The sequence below is a fragment of the Dyella japonica DSM 16301 genome (assembly GCF_001010355.1).
Lineage (GTDB): Bacteria > Pseudomonadota > Gammaproteobacteria > Xanthomonadales > Rhodanobacteraceae > Dyella > Dyella japonica.
The window spans coordinates 1-21874 of sequence record NZ_JPLA01000039.1 but is presented as its reverse complement, the minus strand read 5'-3'; the positions used below and the strand labels follow the sequence as shown (position 1 = coordinate 21874).

Below are 21874 nucleotides of genomic sequence, written 5' to 3'. Positions count from 1 at the left end.
GAGGGAGAAGTGCGATCAGAACGCCATATCAAACGCCACGTCACCCTGCACGCCGACCTGATACGCCGACACGCGCCGCTCGAAGAAGTTGGTCACTTCCTGCACGTCCTGCAGGTCCATGAAGTCGAACGGGTTCTTCGAGCCGTACTTCTTGGGCATGTCCAGCTGCACCAGGCGCTGGTCGGCGCAGTACTCAAGATACTGGCGCATTTCCTTCGGCGAGAGGCCGGCCACGCCGCCAGACAACACATCTTCGGCGAACTGCGTTTCGCAGGCGATGGCCTCTTCGAGCATCGCTTCCACCTGCGCACGCATCTCCTCGTCGAACAACTCGGGCTCTTCGGAGCGCACCGTGCGCACCACGTCGAACGCGAACGCCATATGGCCCGACTCGTCGCGGAACACCCAGTTGGTGCCCGAGGCCAGGCCATGCAGCAGGCCACGCGAGCGCAGGAAGTAGACGTAGGCAAACGCAGCGTAGAAGAACAGGCCTTCGATGCATGCCGCGAAACAGATCAGGTTGAGCAGGAACTGCCGGCGATGCTCACGCGTCTCCAGGCGCTGCAGGCCCTGGATGGAGTCGATCCACTTGAAGCAGAACTCGCCCTTCTGGCGGATCGAGGGAATGTTCTCGATCGCGTCGAACGCCTTGTTGCGTTCGGTCGGGTCCGGAATATAGGTGTCGAGCAGGGTGAGGTAGAACTGCACATGCAGCGCTTCCTCGTACAGCTGGCGCGACAGATACATGCGCGCTTCGGGCGCATTGATGTGTTGGTACAGGTTGAGCACCAGGTTGTTCGACACGATGGTGTCGCCGGTGGCGAAAAACGCGACCAGGCGATGGATCAGGTGGCGATCCGCGTCGGACATCTTGGATTTGAGATCGGTCACGTCCAGCGAGAAATCCACTTCCTCGACCGTCCACGTATTCTTGATCGCATTGCGATACATCTCGTAGAACTCGGGATAGCGCATCGGGCGCAGGGTGAGTTCAAAACCTGGATCAAGAATGTTCGACATGGATGTTCCTCGATAAACGTGCTGCTCAATCCAGCTTGCGTGCGTAACGATCGCGCACGAAACGGCTGATATAGGTGGACAGGCCGATGCCTGCCTCGGCAAGCGCCTGCATGTTCTTCACATGCAGGCGCCCGGGTGTTGCGTCGGTGTATTCGTAGAGTCCGTCATTGACGAAACGGACCCGGATGTAGCCCTTGCCAGCTTCGTAGCTGGCGACACCGGATTTGCCACTGCGGTTCCGGTAGGGCTTCATCGTGGCGCTGTCTTACTGACAAGCCTCGCAGTACTCCGGATTCTCCAGCGAGCAGAACACTGCCGCCTCTGCCTGTTCCTGTTCCTCGACCGGTGCGGGCTTCGCCACCGGTGCCGCCGACACCGTGGTCTTGGTGATCTTGGTCGCCGGACGCGAACGCAGGTAGTAGGTGGTCTTGATGCCGGACTTCCACGCGTACATGTACATGGAGCTGAGCTGGCCGATGTTCGGATTTTCCATGAACAGGTTCAGCGACTGGCTCTGGTCGATGTACGCACCGCGAGCGGCGCCCAGGTCGATCAAGGCCTTCTGCGGCAGCTCCCACACCGTGCGGTAGATCAGGCGCAGGCGCTCCGGAATAGCGGCGATGCCCTGGATCGAGCCTTCCGCCAGCTTGATCGCGTCACGGATCTCGCTCGTCCACAGGCCCAGCGTCTTCAGCTCTTCCACCAGATAGCGATTCACCACCAGGAAGTCGCCCGACAGCGTCTCGCGCTTGAACAGGTTGCTCACCTGCGGCTCGATGCACTCGTAGCAGCCGGCGATCGAGGCGATCGTTGCGGTCGGCGCGATGGCGATCAGCAGCGAGTTGCGCAGGCCCTTGGCCTTGATAGCCTCGCGCAGTGCATCCCAGCGTGCGATGTCGTTGGGCTGCGCGTTGGTCCAGTAGTCGAACTGCAGCTCGCCGTTGGCGGCGCGGGTTTCCGCAAAGCCCGGATGCGCGCCATGCTCCATCGCCAGCTCGTTCGACTGCGACAACGCGTTGAAGTAGATCTCTTCCGCGATGCGCGTCGACAGTGCCAGTGCTTCGGCCGAATCGAACGGCAGGCGCAGCTTGAAGAACACATCCTGCAAGCCCATCACGCCCAGACCCACCGGACGCCACTTGTTGTTGGCGACCTTGGCGGTGTCGATCGGGTAGAAGTTCAGGTCGATCACGCGATCGAGCTGACGCACGGCGGTACGCACCGTGCCGGCGAGCTTGTCGAAATCGAAGCGGCCGTCGATCACGTGGCGCGACAGGTTCACCGAGCCCAGGTTGCACACCGCCGTTTCATCGGCGTTGGTCACTTCCAGGATTTCGGTGCACAGGTTCGACAGGTGGATGACGTTTTCCGCCTTCGCCGTCTGGTTGCTGGTGGCGTTGCTGCGATCCTTGAAGGTCATCCAGCCGTTGCCGGTCTGCGCCAGCGTGCGCAGCATGCGGGCATACAGCTCGCGTGCCTTCACCGTCTTGACGGCGAGGCCAGCGGCCTCGGCTTCGCGATACGCCTTCTCGAACGTCTCGCCCCAGCTGTCGACGAAGTGCGGCACCACCTTGGGATCGAACAGCGACCAGTCGCCGTCGCTCTCCACGCGGCGCATGAATTCGTCGGGAATCCAGTTGGCCAGGTTGAGGTTGTGCGTGCGGCGCGCGTCATCGCCGGTGTTGTCGCGCAGCTCGAGGAATTCCTCGATGTCGCCGTGCCACGGCTCCAGGTACACGCAGGCCGCGCCCTTGCGCTTGCCGCCCTGGTTCACTGCGGCGACGGAGGCGTCCAGCGTCTTCAGCCACGGCACCAGGCCGTTGGAATGGCCGTTGGTGCCCTTGATCAGCGAGCCGCGCGAACGCACGCGCGAGTAGGCCAGGCCGATGCCGCCGGCAAACTTGCTGAGCTTGGCCACGTCGCCGTACTTCTCGTAGATGGATTCAAGCGAATCCAGCGGCGAGTCGAGCAGGAAGCAGGAGCTGAGCTGCTCATGCGCCGTACCTGCATTGAACAGCGTCGGCGAGCTGGCGATGTATTCCAGCGAGGACAGCAGGCGATACAGCTCCAGCGTCTCGCCAATCTCGTTGCCGCCGAGCGCGCAGGCAATGCGCATGAAGAAGTGCTGCGGCGTCTCGATCACCTTGCGCAGCTGCGGATGGCGCAGCAGGTAGCGGTCGTACACGGTGCGCAGGCCGAAGTATTCGAAACGGCGGGTGGCCAGCGGATCGATCGCGTCATTCAACTTGCGCGCATTGATCTGCACGAAGTCGCGCAGGCGCTCGTTGAGGATGCCTAGTTCCGCGCCGCGCGCGATCGACTGCGAGAAGCTCTGGATTTCCTGGCCGCTCACTTCCTTGTCGATGAAGGCGCCCAGCAGGCGCGCGGCGAGCTGGCCGTATTCGGGCTCTTCGGCAGTGAGCGCAGCGGCCGTGCGGATCGACAATTGATCCAGCTCCTGCGTGGTGGCGCCGTCATACAGGCCGCCAATGGTCTTGAGCGCCACGCGCATCGGGTCGACCCCGTGCAGGCCTTCGCTGCTGCGGGTGACGGCGCGGACGATCTTGTTCACGTCCACCACTTCCTGGCGGCCGCTGCGCTTGGTCACGCGCATCTGGCCGGGGTTGTGCGGCGGGGTCAGCGCAAACGGCGCGTCCGTGCGCGGCGCATCGGCCACGGCGGTGTCGGTGGAAAAAGCAGTGTCGGCACGATCGTCTGCACGTTCGCGCCCGGTGGTATCGATAGGTTGCATCGCGACTTCGCTCCAAGCTTGGTCATCAACCGCCTGCTCCCGCGCGCAGGGCTGAAAAAAGGTGAGGTTTTCGCGGACGGTCGAGCAGCAGGGCAGCCGCCCCGCGCATCGACGCGCTTCCCCGCGGAAGCCGTCACTACGCACCAGGGCGTTGGGCCCTGATGTGCCGGCAGGTCTTCGGACTCGTGGACATGGGCGGTGAGGCCCGGCCTACTTGCCCCCGCTTCCCAGCCGCCGAGGGCCAGTGCGATGGGGGCTTTCGTTTCCACTTACCGCTGCGGGGCAGTCCCGGATTTGCACCGGAGTTCCCTTTTAAGCCATTCCGACCGTAGGTCTGAGAGTGGCACCGACGAGGCACAACATATCGGGCTGCACCGGGTCGGTCAACCCAACAGATTGTGGATTGACCGTGGATAAGCCCGAAAACTCCAAGATGGGGGCGGAGTTAGGAAATGCTAGGAAATTTTCACGGGGGAGGGTGCTGAGACGAGCCGAGACGGGTGCAAGTGCCTGGCCTTCGATCTGCGTCTCAAGGGCGCGTTTCGGCCGCCGTCTCAAGCAGTGCTGCGAATTGGCGGGCGAACTGGTGGACGTCGCCGGGCCAGCGGGCCGAGACGTAGTTGCCATCGCGTACGACGAAGGCCGGCGTGTCGTCGGTATCGCTGTCGCGCACCAGGCCGGAGGTCTTGCGTCGGTGGTGGGTGGCATCCGCGGGCACATCGAGGAAATCGTCGGGGCGGGCGAGCGCACGGGTCACTTCCTGCTGCACCGACATATAGCCCGCGGGTTGGCCAGCGCCATCGGGATAGGTGCGGTAGTAGTGCGGATCCCAGAAGCGGGTGACGCGGGTGAGCGACCACGCCGATTTCTCCAGCGCCCAGGTGAGCGCGGTGGTGCGCCGCCCATGCAGCATGGAGCGACCGTCGGCACCACGGCTGCGCGCCGCCAGCACGACGCCATGGCAAATCGCCGCCACCGGTTTGTCGGCGGCGAAGAACGCAGCCGCCACGCGCTGCAGCTGTTCGCTTTCCAGGTAGGAACGAACACCGCGTGCGCAATGCCCGCCCGGCAACAGCAAGCCATCGAAGCGTTCGGTGTCGATGGCATCCCAGGCGATCGGCGCATTGAACGCCACATCTCTTTCAAGCGCCGCGTAATCGCGCCGCGCATCGGCGTTGGCGCGCAGCAGCAGGCCGAACAGGCGCAGCTTGCGCAAACCGGGCACGAAACCCCAGGGATCCAGGCCTTCGCCACTCAACATGATGGGATCGGCGCTGGCCACCCGGCCATCCGGCGTGGCGAACGTCGCGCGATGTCCTGCCTCGATGAGGATGCGCCAGGGCACCGCGACTTCGCTGGGATCGAAGTCCTGATGCGGAACAGGGATCAGTACATGGGCCATGCGATCTGCGTCCTTCGGTGTGGGCGCATCCTAGCGGATGACGTGATCGACGGATGTTGCGGGGCACAGCAAATACAAGGCAAGCTCGGCGCCTGGCTGTTCGGCCATCCATATCAGGAATCGCATGGGCCATCCGCTGCTGCTCGTCCAACTGCTGGTGATCATCGTGGTGTCGCGGCTGATCGCGGCGCTCGCTCGGCGCATCGGACAACCGGCGGTGGTGGGCGAGATGCTGGCAGGTCTGGCGCTGGGCCCGATCGTGTTCGGCGCGATCGCACCGGCGTGGCAGCAGCAGCTGTTTCCCGTCGACAGCCTCGGCAACCTGCAGAGCCTCAGCACGCTGGGCCTGGTGTTGTTCATGACAGTGGTCGGTGCGGAGTTGCGCGTGCCGGCCAGCGCGCAGGGTGGCTTGCTGCGACCGGCGGCGTGGATCGGCGGCCTGGCGATCGTCATTCCAGTCGCGCTCGCTTTGCTGGTCGCGCCGTGGCTGTACGTCGACTACGCACCGCCCGGCATCAGCCGGCTGGGCTTTACCCTGTTCTTCGCCACGGCGTGCGCGATCACCGCGTTGCCGGTGATGGCGCGCATCGTGAAGGAACGCGGCATCACCGAGTCGTTGCCCGGTCGTCTGGGCATCGCCGCCGCAGCGGTGGCCGATGTGCTGGCGTGGATCATGTTGGCCTTCGTGGTGGCGCTGATCAGCGCGCACGGCGACTGGGCACCGTTCTGGCGCACCATGATTGGCCTGGTCGCCTTGCTCGTGCTGACCTGGTTCGTGCTGCGGCCGTTATGCGCGAAGATGCTGGCGCGCCACGCGCCGGACGGCAATGCGGATGGCGCGGTGCTGGCCTTCCTGCTCGCCGGCGCCTTCGGTTGTGCGGCCATCACCGAGTGGCTGAACCTGCATGCGGTATTCGGCGCATTCCTGTTCGGCGCCTGCCTGCCGCGCGACGATCGCCTGCTGGAAAACCTGATTGATCGCGTTGAACGCGTCACCATTGCCGCGTTGTTGCCGGTGTTCTTCGTGCTGGCAGGTCTGAGCACGAGTTCGAAGCTGCTCACCGGCGGCGCAGGCATCGCACTGCTGCTGGTCCTCGCCGTTTCGGTCGTCGGCAAATTGCTGGGCGGCACGGCTGGCGCGCGCCTCTCCGGTCAGAGCTGGCGCGACAGCCTCACCATCGGCTCGCTGATGAATGCACGCGGGATGATGGAGCTGATCGTCATCAAGGTCGGCCTTGATGCGGGCGTGATCAATAGCGCGATGTTCACGATCCTGTTGGTGATGGCGATCGTGACGACGATGATGACGACGCCGATGGTTGGCTTAGTTCATCGTGAGCATGGCAAGGCAGTGCTCACGATGAAGCGATAAGCCCGACCCGTCGCTAGCCTTTCCTCGACTGACGGTGTCGCATGGCGGCAAGACTCAATGGGAGTCCAGGGCCGTTGCAAGGTGAGGGCCTGCGCCCAATTGCTCCAGCATGCCCGGGGCCAGCGAATCGGGTCGGTCGGAGGCCAACCTGCGGCTACCGGCCCAGGGAGCCTTCTGGACCGCGCCTGGCATGTATTCGTCCCATTTGCCGTAGGTATCGGGATCTGGTGTACCAACTTCGTGCAAGGTGAAATTCACCGGGACCCGGACAAGCCAGGAATTGGCCTTCGCACTTGGACCTGTCGTCGGTGGTTCGAACGTCCAGTTCCTGGTGCCCTCAACCGCTGCCTTGGCCAAGTCGTGTTCATAGACTTCGTTTCGGGTCTGTGCCGAATACTGTCGAAGGTCTACCTGTTCGGCGAACGCCTGTTGCACGCGACCGTCTTGTCCGATCTGGAGCAGCACATACACCGTGCCTGACACCCGATCGTCGAATGAGACGCGCGGGTAGCGGATGGGTGTCGCTGCCTTGCGGTGGATGGAACGCGTGGATTCGCCACTGTCATCCGCAAACGAAGCGCCAGCGACGATCAGTCTGGCGTGGGTTTCATCGACGGCGCGGGCCACCACACGAATACTCATGGTCTCTTTCACCGGGTCCACGAGGCGATCGTCGAACTCGAAGACCCAGTTGGGGACATTCGTTTTGACGACATCGAGTACGGCGGGAGGAATGCGCTCGGGTCGGTCGACGGTGTAGCTGACCACCTTGCCATCCGCGCCTATGACAATGCTGCCCTTGACCAACATGCTGGCCTCGGAAACGGGCTGTTTGTCCGTGGCGAGCAACGGCGTTGAGCCTAGGCAAAGGCAGATACACACCGCCATGGCGCGAGATAGAACGTTCATGCATTCCCCCTGGAAGAAGACCCAGTGTATGGGCCGTGACGAGGCCAAGCCAGTGGCCTCGTCACCGCTGTTCACCAAATCCTGACCCGATCCTTCGGATCCAGGTACAACCCATCCCCCCGCTGCACGCCAAACGCCTGGTACCACCCATCGATGTTGTGCACGGGCCGATTCACGCGGAACTTGCGCGGCGAGTGGGGATCGCTGGTGACCTGGCGGCGGATGGCGTCGTCGGTGAGCTTGCCGCGCCAGGCCTGGGCCCAGCCGATGAAGACTCGCTGGTCGCCGGTGAAGCCGTCGATCACCGGGGCGGGCTTGCCGTGCAGTGAAGCGTGGTAGGCATCAAGCGCAAGGGTGAGACCGCCCAGGTCGGCGATGTTCTCGCCCATGGTGAGGTTGCCGTTGATGTGCACGCCGGGCAGCGGTTCGAAGGCGTCGTATTGGGCGCCGAGTTGCTTGGCGCGTTCGTCGAAGGCCTTGGCGTCGGCGGGTGTCCACCAGTCGCGCAGTGCGCCGCTGGCGTCGATCTTGCGGCCCTGGTCGTCAAAGCCATGGGTGAGCTCATGGCCGATCACGCCGCCGATGGCGCCATAGTTGATGGCCGGATCGGCATTGGGGTCGAAGATCGGCGGCTGCAGGATGGCGGCGGGAAACACGATGTCGCGCAGCGAGCCGTTATAGGCGTCGTTGGTCTGCGGCGTCATGCTCCAGTCGCTGCGATCGACCGGCTTGTCCAGGCGATCGACATTGAACGACCAGTCGGCCTGCGCGGCACGCAAGACGTTGCCCGCAAGGTCGTCGCTGCGCATGTTCACTTTCGAATAGTCACGCGCATGATCGGGATAGCCCACCTTGATGGTGTAGGTGTCGAGCTTCTTCAGGGCTTCCTTGCGGGTTGCCGGACCCATCCAGTCCAGATGCTCGATGCGCACGCGATAGGTGGCCTTGAGGTTGGCCACCAGTGCTTCGATCTTGGCCTTGGACGAGGCAGGGAAATACTTGTCGGTATACAGCTGGCCCACGGCCCAGCCCAGATTGCCGAAGCAGGCGAGGCGATCGCCTGCGCCGCAGTCGCCGCCGGACACCGCGTGCACGCCGCGCTTCCACAGCACTTCCATCTGCTGCTGGCCGGCCAGCGTCTTGTCGTGCATCTCGAAGTACGCCTGCTGGAACGGCGCGGAGAGGTAGTAGGCCGCATTGTCCGCGATGCGTGCGGCCTGCCAGGCCTGGATGGTGGCGACGGGCGTCTTTGCGTACAGCTCGGCGAGCTTGGGAAACGCGGTCTTTTCCATCACCACCAGCTGCTTGCGCTGGCCGAGCTGGGCGGACTTGAGGAAGTCATTCCAGGCAAAGCCGGGCGCGAGCTTCTGCAGGTCGCCCACGCTCATCGGGTTGTACATGGCCACCGGATCGCGCTGCTCGACCTTGCTGATGCTGGCCTGGGCGATGGCGGTTTCAAAGGCCAGGACATCCTTGGCGGCCGCTTCCGGTTGTGGCCATCCGGCGAGCGTGAGCAGTTGCGTCACGTACGCCTGGTAAGCCGCCTTCTGTTTCGCAAATTCAGGCTTGAGGTAGTAGTCGCGGTCCGGCAGGCCCAGACCGGCCTGCGACACGTAGACCGCGTAGCGATTGGTGTCTTTCAGATCCACATCGAAGTAGATATTGAACAGCGATCCTTCGAAGTCCAGGCCGCTGCGACCCATCAGCGCCGCCTGTGCGTCGCGCGTGCTGGCCTGCTTCACGGCGTCCAGTTGAGGCGCGATCGGCTTGGCGCCCAGTGCATCGACGCGCGCCTGATCCATGAACGATTGATAGAACGCGCCGACCTTGCCCTCGATGTTCGTATCGGCGGCTTTGTCTTTCGCTGCGGCCTCCATCAGGTCGTGCAGGCGCTGTTCGGTGAGGTCGGTCATGGCCAGTCGCAGACTGACGGCCGGTTTGTCGGCGGGGATGGGCGTGTGATCCAGCCAGGTGCCGTTGGCGTAGCGGAAGAAATCATTGCCCGGTTTGACCGAGGTGTCGGCGCCTGCCTGGTCGTAGCCCCATGCGCCGTATTGCGGCTTGCCGGAGGCGGCATCAGCCGCGTGTGCGGCGCCCAGGCTCAGTGCACATGCGCACGCTGCCGCCAGTATCCTGCTGACCATACGCTACTCCCCGCCCCAATGATGGTCCCGGGATACTGGCACGACGGCGGGGCGTGGCCAGTGCTGGAAGTTGTGGTCTAGCCGCAACCTCACCGTCATTCCGGCGAAAGCCGGAATCCAGTGCCTGTGCTTTTGACTTCTGCCGGCTCGAATAAAGGCGCTGGATTCCGGCTTTCGCCGGAATGACGGTGAGGGGGCGATCAGCGGATCGGCGATGAGCGGATCGGTGGGATGCTCAATCGACCAACTGTTAGATATGGCTGCCTGAACGCAAACGGCCCGGCAAGGCCGGACCGTTGCGCCGATCTGGCCAACGCGATCAGCCGCCCGTGCGCTGCTTGTGGATGCGGGTGCTGTCCTTGTTCAGCGACTTGTTGAGGTTCTTCTGTTCCTGCTTGGTGAGGTGGCCGCCGTGCTCGGCCTCGTCGCGGCTTTCGCGCTGGGCGATGTTGGCATCCTGCTTTTCATCGTGGGCAGCCTGCTTGGCATTCATCTGGCCGTCGGCCACGCCGTTCTGGATGCGGTTCTGCTGGTTGTCCAGGCGCTGGTTCACTTCGTTGACGCGCGGATGTCCCGGCACGTCGGTGGTGGTCTGTGCCATGGCGCCCGCACTGGCGAAGGCGGCGACCAGACCGAAGGCGAGCAGGCTGCGGCGTGACGTCAAAACGTTCTTCATGGGCTGTGTCCTCGTGGTCCGACGGTTGGGACAGGCGTCACCGTCCAGAGCGCGAGCTCTCTGCATGGTGGAGCGTGTGACCCCTGCGGTCATCCTCAGGGTGGATGACTTAGGCCGGAGAACGAGGGTCCTCAAACGCGGTTGACGTTCAACGCGTACACCTCGCGATTCGTTCAGCAGCAAGCCGGCTTGCTTAGGCGCGGCGTAAGTTTCGCTCTCCCACGCCGCGCGTGTTGCATCGCGGAATCAGGCAGAACGCTCGGTCAGCGCGCGCAGGTTGAGCAGGCCCTCCTCGAAATCCTTGCCGACCATCTTGTCGAAGTTGAAGACCACGCCCATCAGCTTGCTCATGAAGGGCGAACGGCCTTGCATGGCCCAGATCACCCGCGTGGCATCGCCCTGCGGCTCGAGCACGAACTCGGCCGTATTGCTGGCCTGGAATGGCGTGAAGAATTCCAGCTTGATGCGCACGAGCGAGGACGGCGTCGACTCGCTGATCTCCATCCTGCCGCTGCCGATGTTCTTGTTGCCGTTCCAGCCGTAGGCGGCGCCGGGGCCCGACGACGGACCTTCAAACGTGCGCTGCATCGCGGGGTCCTTCTTCTCGTACGGCGACCACGACTGCCAGCGATGCAGGTCGTTGATGAAGGGAAAGATGTGTTCCGGCGGGGCCTTGATGGAGGTAGAGCGTTCGATGCGGAACTGATCAGGTCGCATCGCCGCGATGATCAACACGACGACGATTAGCAGCAGTACAACCAGGAGTGCGATAAGCATCGGAGATTCCTTGAAGTGGATAGCGAAGGAGTGAACGTCAGGCTTCGGCCGTTTCCATCGGCACCATGTGCATGTATGGCTGCGCTTCATGCAGCACGCGAGCGAACGACGGACGCTGCATCAGGCGCAGCAGGTATTCCGCCGTCAGCGGATGCGCGTCTTCCAGCGGGATCACCAGGTTGGCGTAGAACAACGCTGGCGAGGCAGCGCAGTCGGCCATGCTGAAATGTTGGCCCGCGGCCCAGGGACGATTGCCGTGGTCTCGCGCGAATTCCAGTTCGATCAGGTCCAGCGCCGTGCGCAGCTTGTCGCGCGCCTGCGTCACGCCCAGGTGGTCGCGCTCGGCCTTGGGGCGCAGGCGGTCAGTGATCACCTTCTGCATCGGCTCGCTCACATACTGGTCGAAGAAGCGATCGCGGAAGCGCACTTCGCGAGCCTGGTCGGCGTCCTGGGGAATCAGCGCCGTATTGCCGGGATAGTGCAGCGCGAGATACTCGATGATGATGCTCGATTCGGGCACCAGGCAGCCGCGCGCATTATCGTTGAGCACCGGGAACTTGCCGATCGGCCACAGCTTGTAGAACGCGTCGCGGGCGGACTCGTCCATCAGGTCCACCATGTGCGGAACAAAGGGCGTGTCGTTTTCGTAGAGCGCGATCAACACCTTGTGGCAGTACGAAGCCAGCGGATGCATGTAGAGCGTGAGCGACATGATGGCGTCCTGGGTCAATGGGCGGGCTGGGCGAGGGCAACCTTGCCGGCGCCGTCGTCGATCAGCGCTTCCACCTGGATGCGCAGCACCACGTCCATGCTGAAGCCGTAGGACTTGCCGCTGTCCAGGCCGAAGTCGTCGCGCTTGAACGTGGCATAGGCATCCGCGCCGCACAGTTCGCGCTTGTACATCGGATGGGGCATGCACTTGAAGCTCTTGATGCTGAGCTCCAGTGGACGCGTCACGCCGTGCAGGGTGAGTGAGCCCTCGACCTTGGTCGGTGCTCCGTTGACGAAACCGGCGAGCTTGCCGCGGTAGGTGGCGGTGGGGTACTTGCCCACGTCGAACAGTTCGTTGCCGCGGGCGGCGTCGTTCAACTGGTTCAGGCCGAAGTCCACGCTGGCGACGTCCACCGTGATGTCCACGCTGCCGCTGCCGGCGGCCTTGTCGAGCGTGACCTTGCCGGAGGTGCGGTCGAATTTGCCTCGCCAAGTGGAGATCCCGCCCATGTGATCAGCCTCGAAGCTGGGATAGGTGTGCGCCGGATCGATCTCATAGGTGGCCGCAGCGGCCTGCGCCGCGCCGGCGACGGACAGGCACAGCAGGGCGCCTGCGAGGGCGGTGGTGGTGCGATGGGGCAGGGACATCGTCGACTCCTTCGAGGGGGCTGGCGGGCGCCGGTTTTGGCGCGCTCACCCTTAGGACGAACGAGCAGGGCGGATTTCGACACGGTGATCCGGATCGGCAGGGGCCCCCGCCAGCCGGCTGCGGTAGGCTGTAGGCCGCACCGTCTTCCGCCAAGGGGCCACGCCATGCGCGCGCCAACGGGTTCAGTTGTCGGGTTGTGTTCCGCGTCGGCCACGCTGTGCGCGATGGGGATGGCGTTCCTGGGTTACTGGGGCGTGCACGAGCCCGCGCCGTGGCGCTTCACCGATGTCGTGGTGATCGTCCTGGCCTTCGTGGGCTTTGCCCTGCTGGCCTCGGTGCCGTGGATCATCACCACGCCCGTGGCCGACGACAGCGCCGAACGCATCCGTCCCGCGCGCCGCGCCTTCGCCTGCGGCGTGATCGCCATCTGGCTGGCGGCGGTGCTGGCCATCGTGGGGTGACCCGGCATCGGCCGATGGACTTCAGGCGTCGACGGGATACGGTCCGTCGCTGAAGTTTTCCGCGTGATAGCCCTTGGAACCGATCAGCCGCGCCAGCGGACTGCGGATGTCTTCGCCCGCTTCCAGGCGAGCCACCACCGCCGCGAAATCGTGGCGCGGCGCCCAGCCCAGTTCGTCGCGCGCCCGCTGGTTTACGTACACCCGATCGATGCCCTGGGCCATGCTCCAGCCGTGCCGTGCATAGACGGCGTCGTAACCGGGCACGCGCCGCCGCACAATCAGCGGCGCATGCGCGCGCAGGGCGGTGAGATCCTCCGGCAGTAACGGCGTGGTGGCGCTGATGATGTAGCGGCGGAAACCAAGCGCAGGCGCGCGGCGTGCGGCCAGCAGGTGCGCGCTCACGACGTCTTCGATGTCGACGCGCCGGTAGAGGTATTCGTTGGTCTTGAGGTTGTCGTCGGAGTAGCGGGCGCGTACCGAGCGGTCATCGTCTTCCTCCGGAAAGAAGCGCGACGTGCGCAGCACCATGGTCGACAGCCCCTGGTTGCGCGAAAACAGCTGGCACAGGTCTTCGGCTGCGGCCTTGGTGACGCCGTAGATATTCTTGGGCACGGCGGGCGTGTCTTCGGTCACCCACACCGCCGGTTCGCTGGCCGGCGGCGCCAGCGCATCGCCGAACACGCTGGTGGTGCTGGTGTAGACGAACGATTCCACCCCGGTGGCCACGGCTTCTTCGAGCAGGTTGAGCGTGCCGGTGAGATTGACGTCGATGAAATCCTGCCGCGTGTGCGTGGCGACGTGCGGCTTGTGCAGCGTGGCGGGATGAAACACGGTGGCGCAGCCGGCGATACAGCGACGCACGAAGGCACGATCGCCGATCGAGCCCAGGCGCTGGGTGTACGGCCCTTCGACCACGTCCAGGCCGATCACCTCGTGGCCGAGCTCAAGCAGGGTACGCGCCAGCGCTTCACCCAGGTGACCCGAACTGCCCGTGACTAGCATGCGCATACTGGACCGCAACCACGACCGAGTGAGAGGGACATCGATCCTAGCATCGGTTTTCAGGGCATGAACATCACGCCCAGGACTCAAACTTCCGCTTTAAACGTACGGCCCAGCGGCTTGCCCGTTCCCACGTAATGGCGGAACAGATAGAACAGCGGGCGGTAGCGTTGCGGATCGACGTGTTGCGTGCCCGCCACTGTTACGTCCTCATGCGCGTGCACGTGCAGCGTCTCCAGTTCGATGATCGCGTAGCCCCCGGCGGCATCGCGCCAGGCATTCAGAGGGCGATCGACCTCGAGCATCACGCGCGCCTCCATCTGCAGCGGGCACTCCACGATGCGCGGCGGCTTCACCGATAGCGATGCCGCGGCATGCCAGCCGCCCAGCGCGAACTTGTCCGCCTCGTGGCGATAGCCGTTGGCCTGTTTCCACGCGGGGACGGGATCGCGACCGGTGGTGGGAGCGATTCGTTCCACGCCGCGATGCATGTCTTCACTGGCAAAGTTCAGCACGCATTCGCGCTCGCGGCGCAGATTCGACAAGCCTTGTCCGCCGCCGGCAAGGCCGATCACGATGCGATCGGCCAGTGCCCAGGCGGAGGACATCGGCGTGATATTGGTCGAGCCGTCCTCATTGCAGGTGGTGATCAGCACCACTGGCGTGCCGAAATAGAGGATGGAAGGGTGGATGACGCGTGTGTCCGGGTAGCGATGCATGTCCATGAGCACAGTGTCGGTGCCCGCGCCGTGGAACGTTTCGCCGCGCATCGAACTGTTCAGCGCAACGAGCGCGCTAGACTGCGCGCATGAACGATGCGATCGCTCCAAGCCGCTACCAGCTGGCCGAGATCGGCGCGCTGCTCGCCGAGCCGGCACGCGCCGCGATGCTGCTGGCCTTGATCGACGGCACGGCGCGTCCGGCAGGCGAGCTGGCGCGAGCAGCCGGTGTGGGGGCTGCGACCGGGAGCGCGCACCTCAAGCGTCTGCTCGAAGGCGGCCTGCTCGCTGTGCAGGAGCAGGGCCGCCATCGCTATTACCGACTCGCCGACGACGACGTGGCCGCCTTGATCGAAACGCTGGCCGCGCCACGCGCTCGACCGGTGTTGCCCGATCCGACCGGCGGCGATCGTCCCTTGCGCATGGCCCGCACGTGCTATCGGCATCTCGCGGGGCGGCTGGGTGTGGGCTTGTGCGATGCCTTGCTGCAGCAGGGCTACTTGCTGGCGGCAAGCGAGGGTCTGCGTCTGCAGGATGACGGTGCGCAAGCGCTGGTGCGGGCCGGTCTCGATGCGGCACGTGTGCAAGCCCTGTTGCCGCTGGCCGGACGCAGCTGCCTGGACTGGACCGAACGCCGCCTGCATCTGGGCGGCCCGCTCGGTGTTTCGCTCACCGACGCCTTGTTGGAAGCAGGCTGGTTGCGTCGCCGTGCCGGCAGTCGTGCGTTGCAACCCAGCGACGACGGATTGCGCCGTTTGATTGCGCTCGGCGTGCCGTGGGAGAGCCATCGCTAACGACGATTCCCTTCCCTGTAGGAGCGCACCCTGTGCGCGAACGCGCAGCCAAAGGAATCGCCCGGTCGCGCACAGGGTGCGCTCCTACAAGGGTCTGTGATCGCTGCGCCACCCACAGGCAGCGCAGCGCCAGATCTGCCTCAGGCCTGCTTCTTCTTGAAAATCTTCGCGAACAACCCACCAATCGCCGCAATACCAATCACCACGAACTTCTTGAGCGCCAGCAACATGATGCCCAGCTTGGCGAACAGACCGGCCTTGGCGGCGATGCCGCCCGCCACCAGCGCCGCGATGCCATAGGCCGCCGCCTTGTCCGTGCTCGAGTTGTAGTCGGCATAACGCTCGCCGGGATTGAACTCCGCCATCGCCACCACGTCGGGCATGTCGGCGCGCACCTGGGCCAGCTGGTCGATCGGTGCAATGGCATTGAGCGAGAGATAACCCTTGCGGCCGAGCACGCGGATCGCATAGTTCAGCGACTGCCCGTCGGCGCTGCCGTCGGCCTTCTTGAACTTCAGGTCGCGCGCCCAGTACAGCTTGTGGCTGGCTTCGTCGTAGTGCGGCGGTTCGGCCCAGCCGACCAGTTCCACGGCCGGATAGCCTTCCTTGAGGCGCTCGGGATTGCTGTCTTGCGCGGCCTTCTTCAGGTCCTTGAGCATGTCGTCATAGTCGATCTTCTCGGCGTCCTTGTCGGACACATAGCCTTCGTCGACAAAGGTGACCACCACCGCCCAGGTCTTCTCATCGAGCACGGCATGCGCGTCGGTGCTGGGGATGATCATGCCCAGCACGCTGTCGTCAGGCGGGTTGCCCCAGGCCTGCGTCAGCACGCGCTGCGCATCGGCGGCGGAAAGAAAACTGTAGCCATTGGCCAGCTTCAGCGTGGCCTGCGCGCCGGGAATGGACACTTCGCCGGTGGTCGGGTGCAGCGAGCTGACAAACGCCTCGGCGGAGCTGTGGTGCTCGCCGTCCTCGGGCATGGCCGCCACCGGTGCGGCGAGTACAAAAGCGGCCAGCAATGCCACTGCCGGCAGGAAGGTCTTGCGAAGCATCGATTTTCCCCTGGTATCGTCCATTGATACGCATCCCCTCGGGATGCGGTGGCTGCTCCCCCCGGAGCAGCCACCGGACCATCTTAGCGTTTCGCAAGGCCTTGCGGTTCAGCGCTCACGGCTCAGGGCGACTTCGGCGCGGGCGAGCGTTCGAAGCTGCCGGCATCGCCCGGGAACACCACGGGGCTTTCATAGCCGTCGGCCGAAACCGCCGAGACGCCGAAGAACCAGTCATCGATCACCACGTCCTTGATCACCGCCTGGTCGCTGTCGCCGACCACGCGGCTGTACTGCCACTGCGGCGCGGTGGTGTCGCGCCAATGCACGATGTAGCCGGCCGCACCCGGCACTTTCTTCCAGTGCACGGTGGTGTCGCTGGCCAGCGCGCCCTCGATGCTCACGCCGGACGGCGGTGCCGGAGCGCGGCTCAGCGCCGCCATGGTCACCGTGTTGAGTGCGGTGACCCGGGCGAGATAACGGAAGTCGACGCCGTCGATGGTGTCGCCGTACTTGATGCCCTTCTCGCTGCGCAGATCCTGGTGCTGGCGGGTGTAATCCTCATGGCCTTCAGTCACGCGCACACCGGGGTAGCCTGCTTCGAGGAACGGCACCTGGTCGCCGCCGCGGCTGTAGCGGTCGGTGCGATACACCATGTGCACGCGCAAGTCCGGCAGGTACGCGGTTGCCATCTGCTCCATGTAGCGCGCCACATTGCGCGACGGCGAATCGACCTCGCCGCCGTGATAGGCGCGGTACTTCGCCTGCTCCGGCGTTTCGTTGGTCTTGGTGCCTTCGGAGAAGATGCGCACCGTGGTGTTGTCGAGCACGCCATTGAGGCCATGGCTGTTGCCGACGATGTCGTTGTTGAGATCGGCCTGCACATTCCAGCCCTGGGCAACGGCGTAGTCGGCAAGCACCTTGCCGCCATACAGACCCTGCTCCTCGCCGGAGAGCGCCGCGAACACCAGGGTGGCGTCGTTGTCTTCCTTGGACAGCAGCCGCGCCGCTTCCATCAAGGCGGCCACGCCGGAGGCATCGTCGTTTGCGCCGGGCGCATCGGACTTGGCGTTCATCACGTCGGTGACGCGCGAGTCGAGATGGCCGGTCATCACGAGCACGCGCTTGGGATCGCTCTTGCCGCGCTTGATCGCGACCACGTCCATCACTTCAGTGGATTGCGGAATGCGCTTGCCGGTGAACATCTGCGAGGGTGTCACCACTTCGATGCAGCCGCCGCAAGCCTTGGAGATCTCCTCGAACTGCGACTTCACCCAGCGCCGCGCAGCGCCGATACCGCGCTTGTCGGACTTGGTGTCGGACAGCGTGTGGCGCGTGCCGAAGTTCACCAGCTTGGCGATGGTGGCGTGCAGTTCCGCTTCGCTGGGCGCCGTGGACAAGGCTTGCAGCGATGCGTGCTGGCGCGGCTGTGCCGGCGCGTCGTCGGCATAGGCGGTGGAGATGGCGAGGCACAGCGCGAACGGCAGTAGGGACGGGGCAAGGCGCATACGGGTCTCCCGGTGATCAGCCTTCGACTGTACATCGCCGATACGGGCGCGCAGAACCATGCCATTTGGCCCTACCCAGGCCAGGGCACACGCGTGCAGCTGGATGGCCGCAGGGACTTACGGCTTGACCAGGCTGATCTCAAACAACTTGGGCCAGCGCTTGCCGGTGACGAATAGCCGATCGTGTTGCTCGTCGTAGGCAATGCCGTTGAGCACGTCGTTGCCCGGATCGGGCAGGCGGCTCACATCGAGCAATCCGCTGAGGTCGATCCAGCCATTGACATGGCCGGTGGCCGGATCGATGCGCGCGATGCGGTTGGTCATCCACACATTGGCGTAGATCTCGCCCTTCACCCATTCCAGCTCATTGAGATTGCTCACCGGCTCGCCGTTGTCAGTGACCATGATGCTGCCGGTGGACGCGAGCGTATTCGGATCGAGCACGCGCAGCACCGGCGAGCCGTCGCTCATGTACAGATGCTTGCTGTCGCGGGTGAGCGCCCAGCCTTCGCCGGGATAGCGGAAGGTGCGCTGCTGCTTGAAGCTGGCCAGGTCGTAGACAAAACCCAGCTCGCTCTTCCAGGTGAGCTGGATCAGCTCATGGTTCCAGTCGACGATGCCTTCGCCGAAATACGCGTCCGGCACGTCATGGCGCTGCAGCACCTTGCCGGTTTCCAGCTCCACTTTGCGCACGGTCGACTCGCCTGCTTCGCCGGTGCTCTCGTACAGAAAGCCGTCCTTGTAGAACAGGCCTTCCGTATACGCCGAGGTGTCGTGCGGATAGACGTGCACCACGCGGTAGCCATACACCGGCGTGGCGGCGTGGGTGGAAGCAGAGCTGACAAGGGCGATCAGGGCGAGCGCGTAGCTGAGCCGGCGTATCATGAAAACGACATCCTTTGCGAAGGGCAGCCTCGCGCGTTGCGAGGCATCGGGTCACTCAGTGCAGTGAGCGTACCCGGAAATTGCGCCCCTTGATCTTGCCCGCGCGCAGCCGCTCCAGCGCCTTGTTCGCAAGATCCCGACGGATGGCCACATAGGCACGGGTGGCGAACACGTCGATCTTGCCGATGTCCTTCGCGTCCAGCCCGGCATCGCCGGTCAGTGCGCCGAGGATGTCGCCGGGTCGCAGCTTGTCCTGGCGGCCGGCATCGATCACCAGCGTCTTCATCGGCGCAAGATTGAGCTGCTTGCCGCGCGAGGGCGCCACCCGCAGCGGATGCCACGGCAGCGGCTGGCCCAGCTGTTCTTCGATATTGATCGCCTTGGGACGTTCGCGCGGCGTCACCAGCGTAATGGCCAGGCCATTTTCACCGGCGCGACCGGTGCGGCCCACGCGATGGGTGTGCGTATCCGGATCGTGCGCAATATCGAAGCTCACCACCAACGGCAGCGCCACGATATCGAGACCGCGTGCGGCCACGTCGGTGGCCACCAGCACGGCGCAGCTGCGGTTGGCGAACTGCACCAGCACTTCGTCACGATCGCGCTGTTCCATGTCGCCGTGCAGGGCGAGCGCCGAGAAACCGCGCTTGTCCAGTTCGTCGGCGACCGCATCCACGTCCTTGCGCATATTGCAGAACACCAGCGCGTGCTGGGCCTGTTCCTCACGAAGCGTGCCCTTGGCCAGCAGTTGCGCGAGCGCATCGAGTTTCTGCGCCGGGTCCACTTCGTGGAAGCGCTGCTCGATGGTGGTTTCCTCATGCGGCGTCTCCACCGTCACTTCCACTGGATCGCGCTGCAGGCGCTTGCTCACCTGGCGGATTTCCTCGGCGTAGGTGGCCGAGAACAGCAGCGTCTGGTGGTGCTTGGCGATGCGCCCCACGATGTCGTCGATGGCTTCGGAAAAGCCCATGTCGAGCATGCGATCGGCTTCGTCCAGCACCAGCACCTTGATGCCGCCACCGTGCAGGCTGGCGCGCTTCAAGTGTTCCTGGATGCGCCCCGGCGTGCCGACCACGATATGCGGGTCGTGCGTGAGCGAAGCGAGCTGAGGCCCCAGCGGCATGCCGCCGCACAGCGTCAGCAGCTTCACATTCGGGATGTTGGCCGCCAGCTTGCGGATCGCCTTGCTCACCTGGTCAGCCAGCTCGCGCGTGGGGCACAGCACCAGCGCCTGCAGCCGGATCGTCTCCACGTCGATCTGCTGCAGCAGGCCCAGCCCGAATGCCGCGGTCTTGCCGCTGCCGGTACGGGCCTGCGCGATCACGTCGCGCCCTTCCAGGATGGGTGGCAGGCTCTGCGCCTGCACAGGAGTCATCTCGGTAAAGCCGAGGGTTTCCACGCTGGCGAGCAACGCGGGCTTGAGGGGGAGCGTGCGGAAATCAGTCATGCGCCATGATCGCATCTCGGCGACCATGGCGCAGGAAAAACCTCAGCTCTGCATGTCTTCCAGCTCGATGCCCTTGGTCTCACGCACCGCCTTCAGCACGAAGACCAGCGAAATCAGGGCAAACGCGGCGTACAGGCCATAGGCAAAGGCCAGGCCCATTTCGGCCAGCGACGGGAAGGTGCTGGTGATGGCGAAGTTGGCCAGCCACTGGGCGGCGGCGGCCACGGCCAGCGCGATGGCGCGGATCCGGTTGGGGAACATCTCGCCCAGAAGCACCCACACCATCGGACCCCAGCTGAGGCCGAAGAACACCACGTAGGCGTTGGCGGCGACCAGGGCCACCATGTTCCACGGCGCCGGCAGGCTGAGCGTGGCGCCGCTGCCGGTGGCCTGCGAGAAGCACCACGCCATCGCCCCCAGCGTGACGACCATGCCGGCCGAGCCAATCACCAGCAGCGGCTTGCGGCCGATGCGATCGACCAGCGCGATGGCGACCAGGGTCACCAGCACGTTCACCACCGAGGTGGCCACTGTGATGGAGAACGAATCGGCCTCGCTGAAGCCCACCGAATGCCACAGCGTGGACGAGTAATAAAAGATGACGTTGATGCCGACGAACTGCTGGAACACCGACAGCAGGATGCCGATCCACACCACCGGCAGCAGGCCAAAGCGCGGGCCGCGCAAGTCCTTCAGGGTGGGGCGGTATTCCGAATGCAGGCTCTCCTGGATGTCCTTCACCTTGGCATCCAGCGCGGCCTCGTTGTGCATCGCCAGCACCTGGCGCAGCACGTCCTTGGCTTCCACCAGGCGACCCTTGGCCACCAGGTGGCGCGGCGATTCGGGCACGCCGAGCACCAGCGAGCCGTAGATCAATGCAGGCACCACGGCGACCAGGAACATCCAGCGCCATGCCTCGAGGTTGAACCACAGCTTGTGCGAGGCGCCGCCGGCCGTACCGGCCAGCCATGCATCGCTAAGCAGTGCAGCGAAGATGCCGAGCACAATGGCCAGCTGCTGCAGCGAACCGAGCCGGCCGCGCACGGCGGCAGGCGAGATCTCCGCGATATAGGTCGGCGCGATCACCGAGGCCACGCCCACGCCGATGCCGCCCACCAGGCGCCAGAACACCAGCAGGCCCACGCCATTCACCAGGCCCGCACCCAACGCACTCAGGGCCAGCAATACCGCGGCGACCTGCATCGCGCGGACGCGGCCGACGCGGTCGGCGAGCGGACCGGCGTACCACGCGCCGGCAGCGGAGCCGAGCAGCGCACACGACACGGCGAAACCGATGTGGGCCGCATCCAGCCCGAAGTTACCGCGTACGGCATCGACCGCGCCGTTGATCACGGCGGTATCGAAGCCAAACAGGAAGCCGCCGAGTGCGGCGGCCGCAGCGATCAAGACGACACGTGCAGTTGCGTGTTGCCCGAGGTCACCGACGGAGGTCGTCGACGTCGGTGTGGAATTCAGATTCATTGCCTCTCCCCAATCCAGAGTCCGGCGATTCTGCGCTGGCAGTGCCGGTTCGTTGAAGTGAATACGTATGCAACAGAGTGGGCGGGATGTCGAGCTTTGGGGGTTTGAGCGGGGG

The 21874-nt window shown here is 64.6% G+C and carries 20 protein-coding genes and 1 riboswitch; of the genes, 3 read left to right on the top strand and 17 right to left on the bottom strand.

The annotated features are described in order from the left end of the window. Positions 1–15: 15 nt before the first annotated feature. From Y882_RS13515 to Y882_RS13500, 4 genes are all read right to left on the bottom strand, one after another. Positions 16–1020 (bottom strand): ribonucleotide-diphosphate reductase subunit beta, encoded by a 1005-nt coding sequence (locus Y882_RS13515; RefSeq protein WP_046972461.1) that lies wholly within the window; start codon positions 1018–1020, stop codon positions 16–18. Positions 1021–1045: 25 nt separating this feature from the next. Continuing rightward, the gene (locus Y882_RS13510) at positions 1046–1273 is read right to left on the bottom strand and encodes a hypothetical protein (protein ID WP_046972460.1); all 228 of its coding nucleotides are present in this window, start codon (positions 1271–1273) and stop codon (positions 1046–1048) included. A gap of 12 nt (positions 1274–1285) precedes the next feature. Next, a complete protein-coding gene (locus Y882_RS13505) occupies positions 1286–3772 on the bottom strand; it encodes a ribonucleoside-diphosphate reductase subunit alpha (RefSeq protein ID WP_046972459.1) in 2487 nt (828 codons plus the stop codon). A gap of 151 nt (positions 3773–3923) precedes the next feature. Next, positions 3924–4138, bottom strand: a riboswitch (cobalamin riboswitch). A gap of 163 nt (positions 4139–4301) precedes the next feature. Next, the gene (locus tag Y882_RS13500) at positions 4302–5174 is read right to left on the bottom strand and encodes a type 1 glutamine amidotransferase domain-containing protein (RefSeq protein WP_046972458.1); all 873 of its coding nucleotides are present in this window, start codon (positions 5172–5174) and stop codon (positions 4302–4304) included. A gap of 124 nt (positions 5175–5298) precedes the next feature. Here Y882_RS13500 and Y882_RS13495 point away from each other — a divergent pair, with 124 nt between their 5' ends. Further along, complete coding sequence (locus Y882_RS13495) at positions 5299–6546, top strand: cation:proton antiporter (protein ID WP_046972457.1); 1248 nt, start codon at positions 5299–5301, stop codon at positions 6544–6546. A gap of 54 nt (positions 6547–6600) precedes the next feature. On the opposite strand, the gene Y882_RS13490 is transcribed toward Y882_RS13495, so the two are convergent. The 6 genes from Y882_RS13490 to Y882_RS13465 form a co-directional block, all read right to left on the bottom strand. Then, positions 6601–7455 carry an energy transducer TonB family protein gene (locus Y882_RS13490; protein ID WP_156171475.1) on the bottom strand — a complete coding sequence of 285 codons (855 nt, stop codon included), beginning with the start codon at positions 7453–7455 and terminating at the stop codon, positions 6601–6603. Positions 7456–7526: 71 nt separating this feature from the next. Next, positions 7527–9599: a M13 family metallopeptidase gene (locus Y882_RS13485; RefSeq protein WP_046972455.1), complete on the bottom strand. Its 2073-nt coding sequence runs from the start codon at positions 9597–9599 to the stop codon at positions 7527–7529. A 319-nt stretch (positions 9600–9918) separates the two neighbouring features. After that, entirely contained in the window at positions 9919–10275 is a 357-nt protein-coding gene (locus tag Y882_RS13480) for a hypothetical protein (protein ID WP_046972454.1), read from the bottom strand. Positions 10276–10521: 246 nt separating this feature from the next. After that, a complete protein-coding gene (locus Y882_RS13475) occupies positions 10522–11052 on the bottom strand; it encodes an SRPBCC family protein (protein WP_046972453.1) in 531 nt (176 codons plus the stop codon). A 37-nt stretch (positions 11053–11089) separates the two neighbouring features. Next, on the bottom strand, positions 11090–11764 hold the full coding sequence (locus Y882_RS13470; protein ID WP_046972470.1) for a glutathione S-transferase family protein: 675 nt from the start codon (positions 11762–11764) through the stop codon (positions 11090–11092). Between the two features lie 14 nt (positions 11765–11778). Next, positions 11779–12411 carry a YceI family protein gene (locus Y882_RS13465; RefSeq protein WP_046972452.1) on the bottom strand — a complete coding sequence of 211 codons (633 nt, stop codon included), beginning with the start codon at positions 12409–12411 and terminating at the stop codon, positions 11779–11781. 165 nt (positions 12412–12576) lie between these two features. On the opposite strand from Y882_RS13465, the gene Y882_RS13460 reads away from it, so the two are divergent. Beyond that, positions 12577–12873, top strand: coding sequence for a hypothetical protein (locus tag Y882_RS13460; RefSeq protein WP_046972451.1), 297 nt, complete (start codon positions 12577–12579; stop codon positions 12871–12873). 21 nt (positions 12874–12894) lie between these two features. Here the strand turns inward: Y882_RS13460 and Y882_RS13455 are convergent, their stop codons facing one another. Further along, entirely contained in the window at positions 12895–13881 is a 987-nt protein-coding gene (locus Y882_RS13455; protein WP_046972450.1) for an NAD-dependent epimerase/dehydratase family protein, read from the bottom strand. An 80-nt stretch (positions 13882–13961) separates the two neighbouring features. Then, positions 13962–14645, bottom strand: a complete 684-nt coding sequence (locus Y882_RS13450) for a flavin reductase family protein (RefSeq protein WP_342018566.1) — start codon at positions 14643–14645, stop codon at positions 13962–13964. Positions 14646–14683: 38 nt separating this feature from the next. Here Y882_RS13450 and Y882_RS13445 point away from each other — a divergent pair, with 38 nt between their 5' ends. Further along, the gene (locus Y882_RS13445) at positions 14684–15388 is read left to right on the top strand and encodes an ArsR/SmtB family transcription factor (protein ID WP_046972449.1); all 705 of its coding nucleotides are present in this window, start codon (positions 14684–14686) and stop codon (positions 15386–15388) included. Positions 15389–15528: 140 nt separating this feature from the next. On the opposite strand, the gene Y882_RS13440 is transcribed toward Y882_RS13445, so the two are convergent. From Y882_RS13440 to Y882_RS13420, 5 genes are all read right to left on the bottom strand, one after another. Beyond that, the gene (locus Y882_RS13440; protein WP_046972448.1) at positions 15529–16440 is read right to left on the bottom strand and encodes a DUF2167 domain-containing protein; all 912 of its coding nucleotides are present in this window, start codon (positions 16438–16440) and stop codon (positions 15529–15531) included. Between the two features lie 122 nt (positions 16441–16562). Beyond that, on the bottom strand, positions 16563–17945 hold the full coding sequence (locus tag Y882_RS13435) for a M28 family metallopeptidase (RefSeq protein ID WP_046972447.1): 1383 nt from the start codon (positions 17943–17945) through the stop codon (positions 16563–16565). A 117-nt stretch (positions 17946–18062) separates the two neighbouring features. Then, the gene (locus tag Y882_RS13430; protein WP_046972446.1) at positions 18063–18830 is read right to left on the bottom strand and encodes a glutaminyl-peptide cyclotransferase; all 768 of its coding nucleotides are present in this window, start codon (positions 18828–18830) and stop codon (positions 18063–18065) included. A 55-nt stretch (positions 18831–18885) separates the two neighbouring features. Then, entirely contained in the window at positions 18886–20277 is a 1392-nt protein-coding gene (gene dbpA / locus Y882_RS13425) for an ATP-dependent RNA helicase DbpA (RefSeq protein ID WP_046972468.1), read from the bottom strand. 42 nt (positions 20278–20319) lie between these two features. Continuing rightward, complete coding sequence (locus Y882_RS13420) at positions 20320–21759, bottom strand: sugar porter family MFS transporter (protein ID WP_046972445.1); 1440 nt, start codon at positions 21757–21759, stop codon at positions 20320–20322. Positions 21760–21874 lie beyond the last annotated feature (115 nt).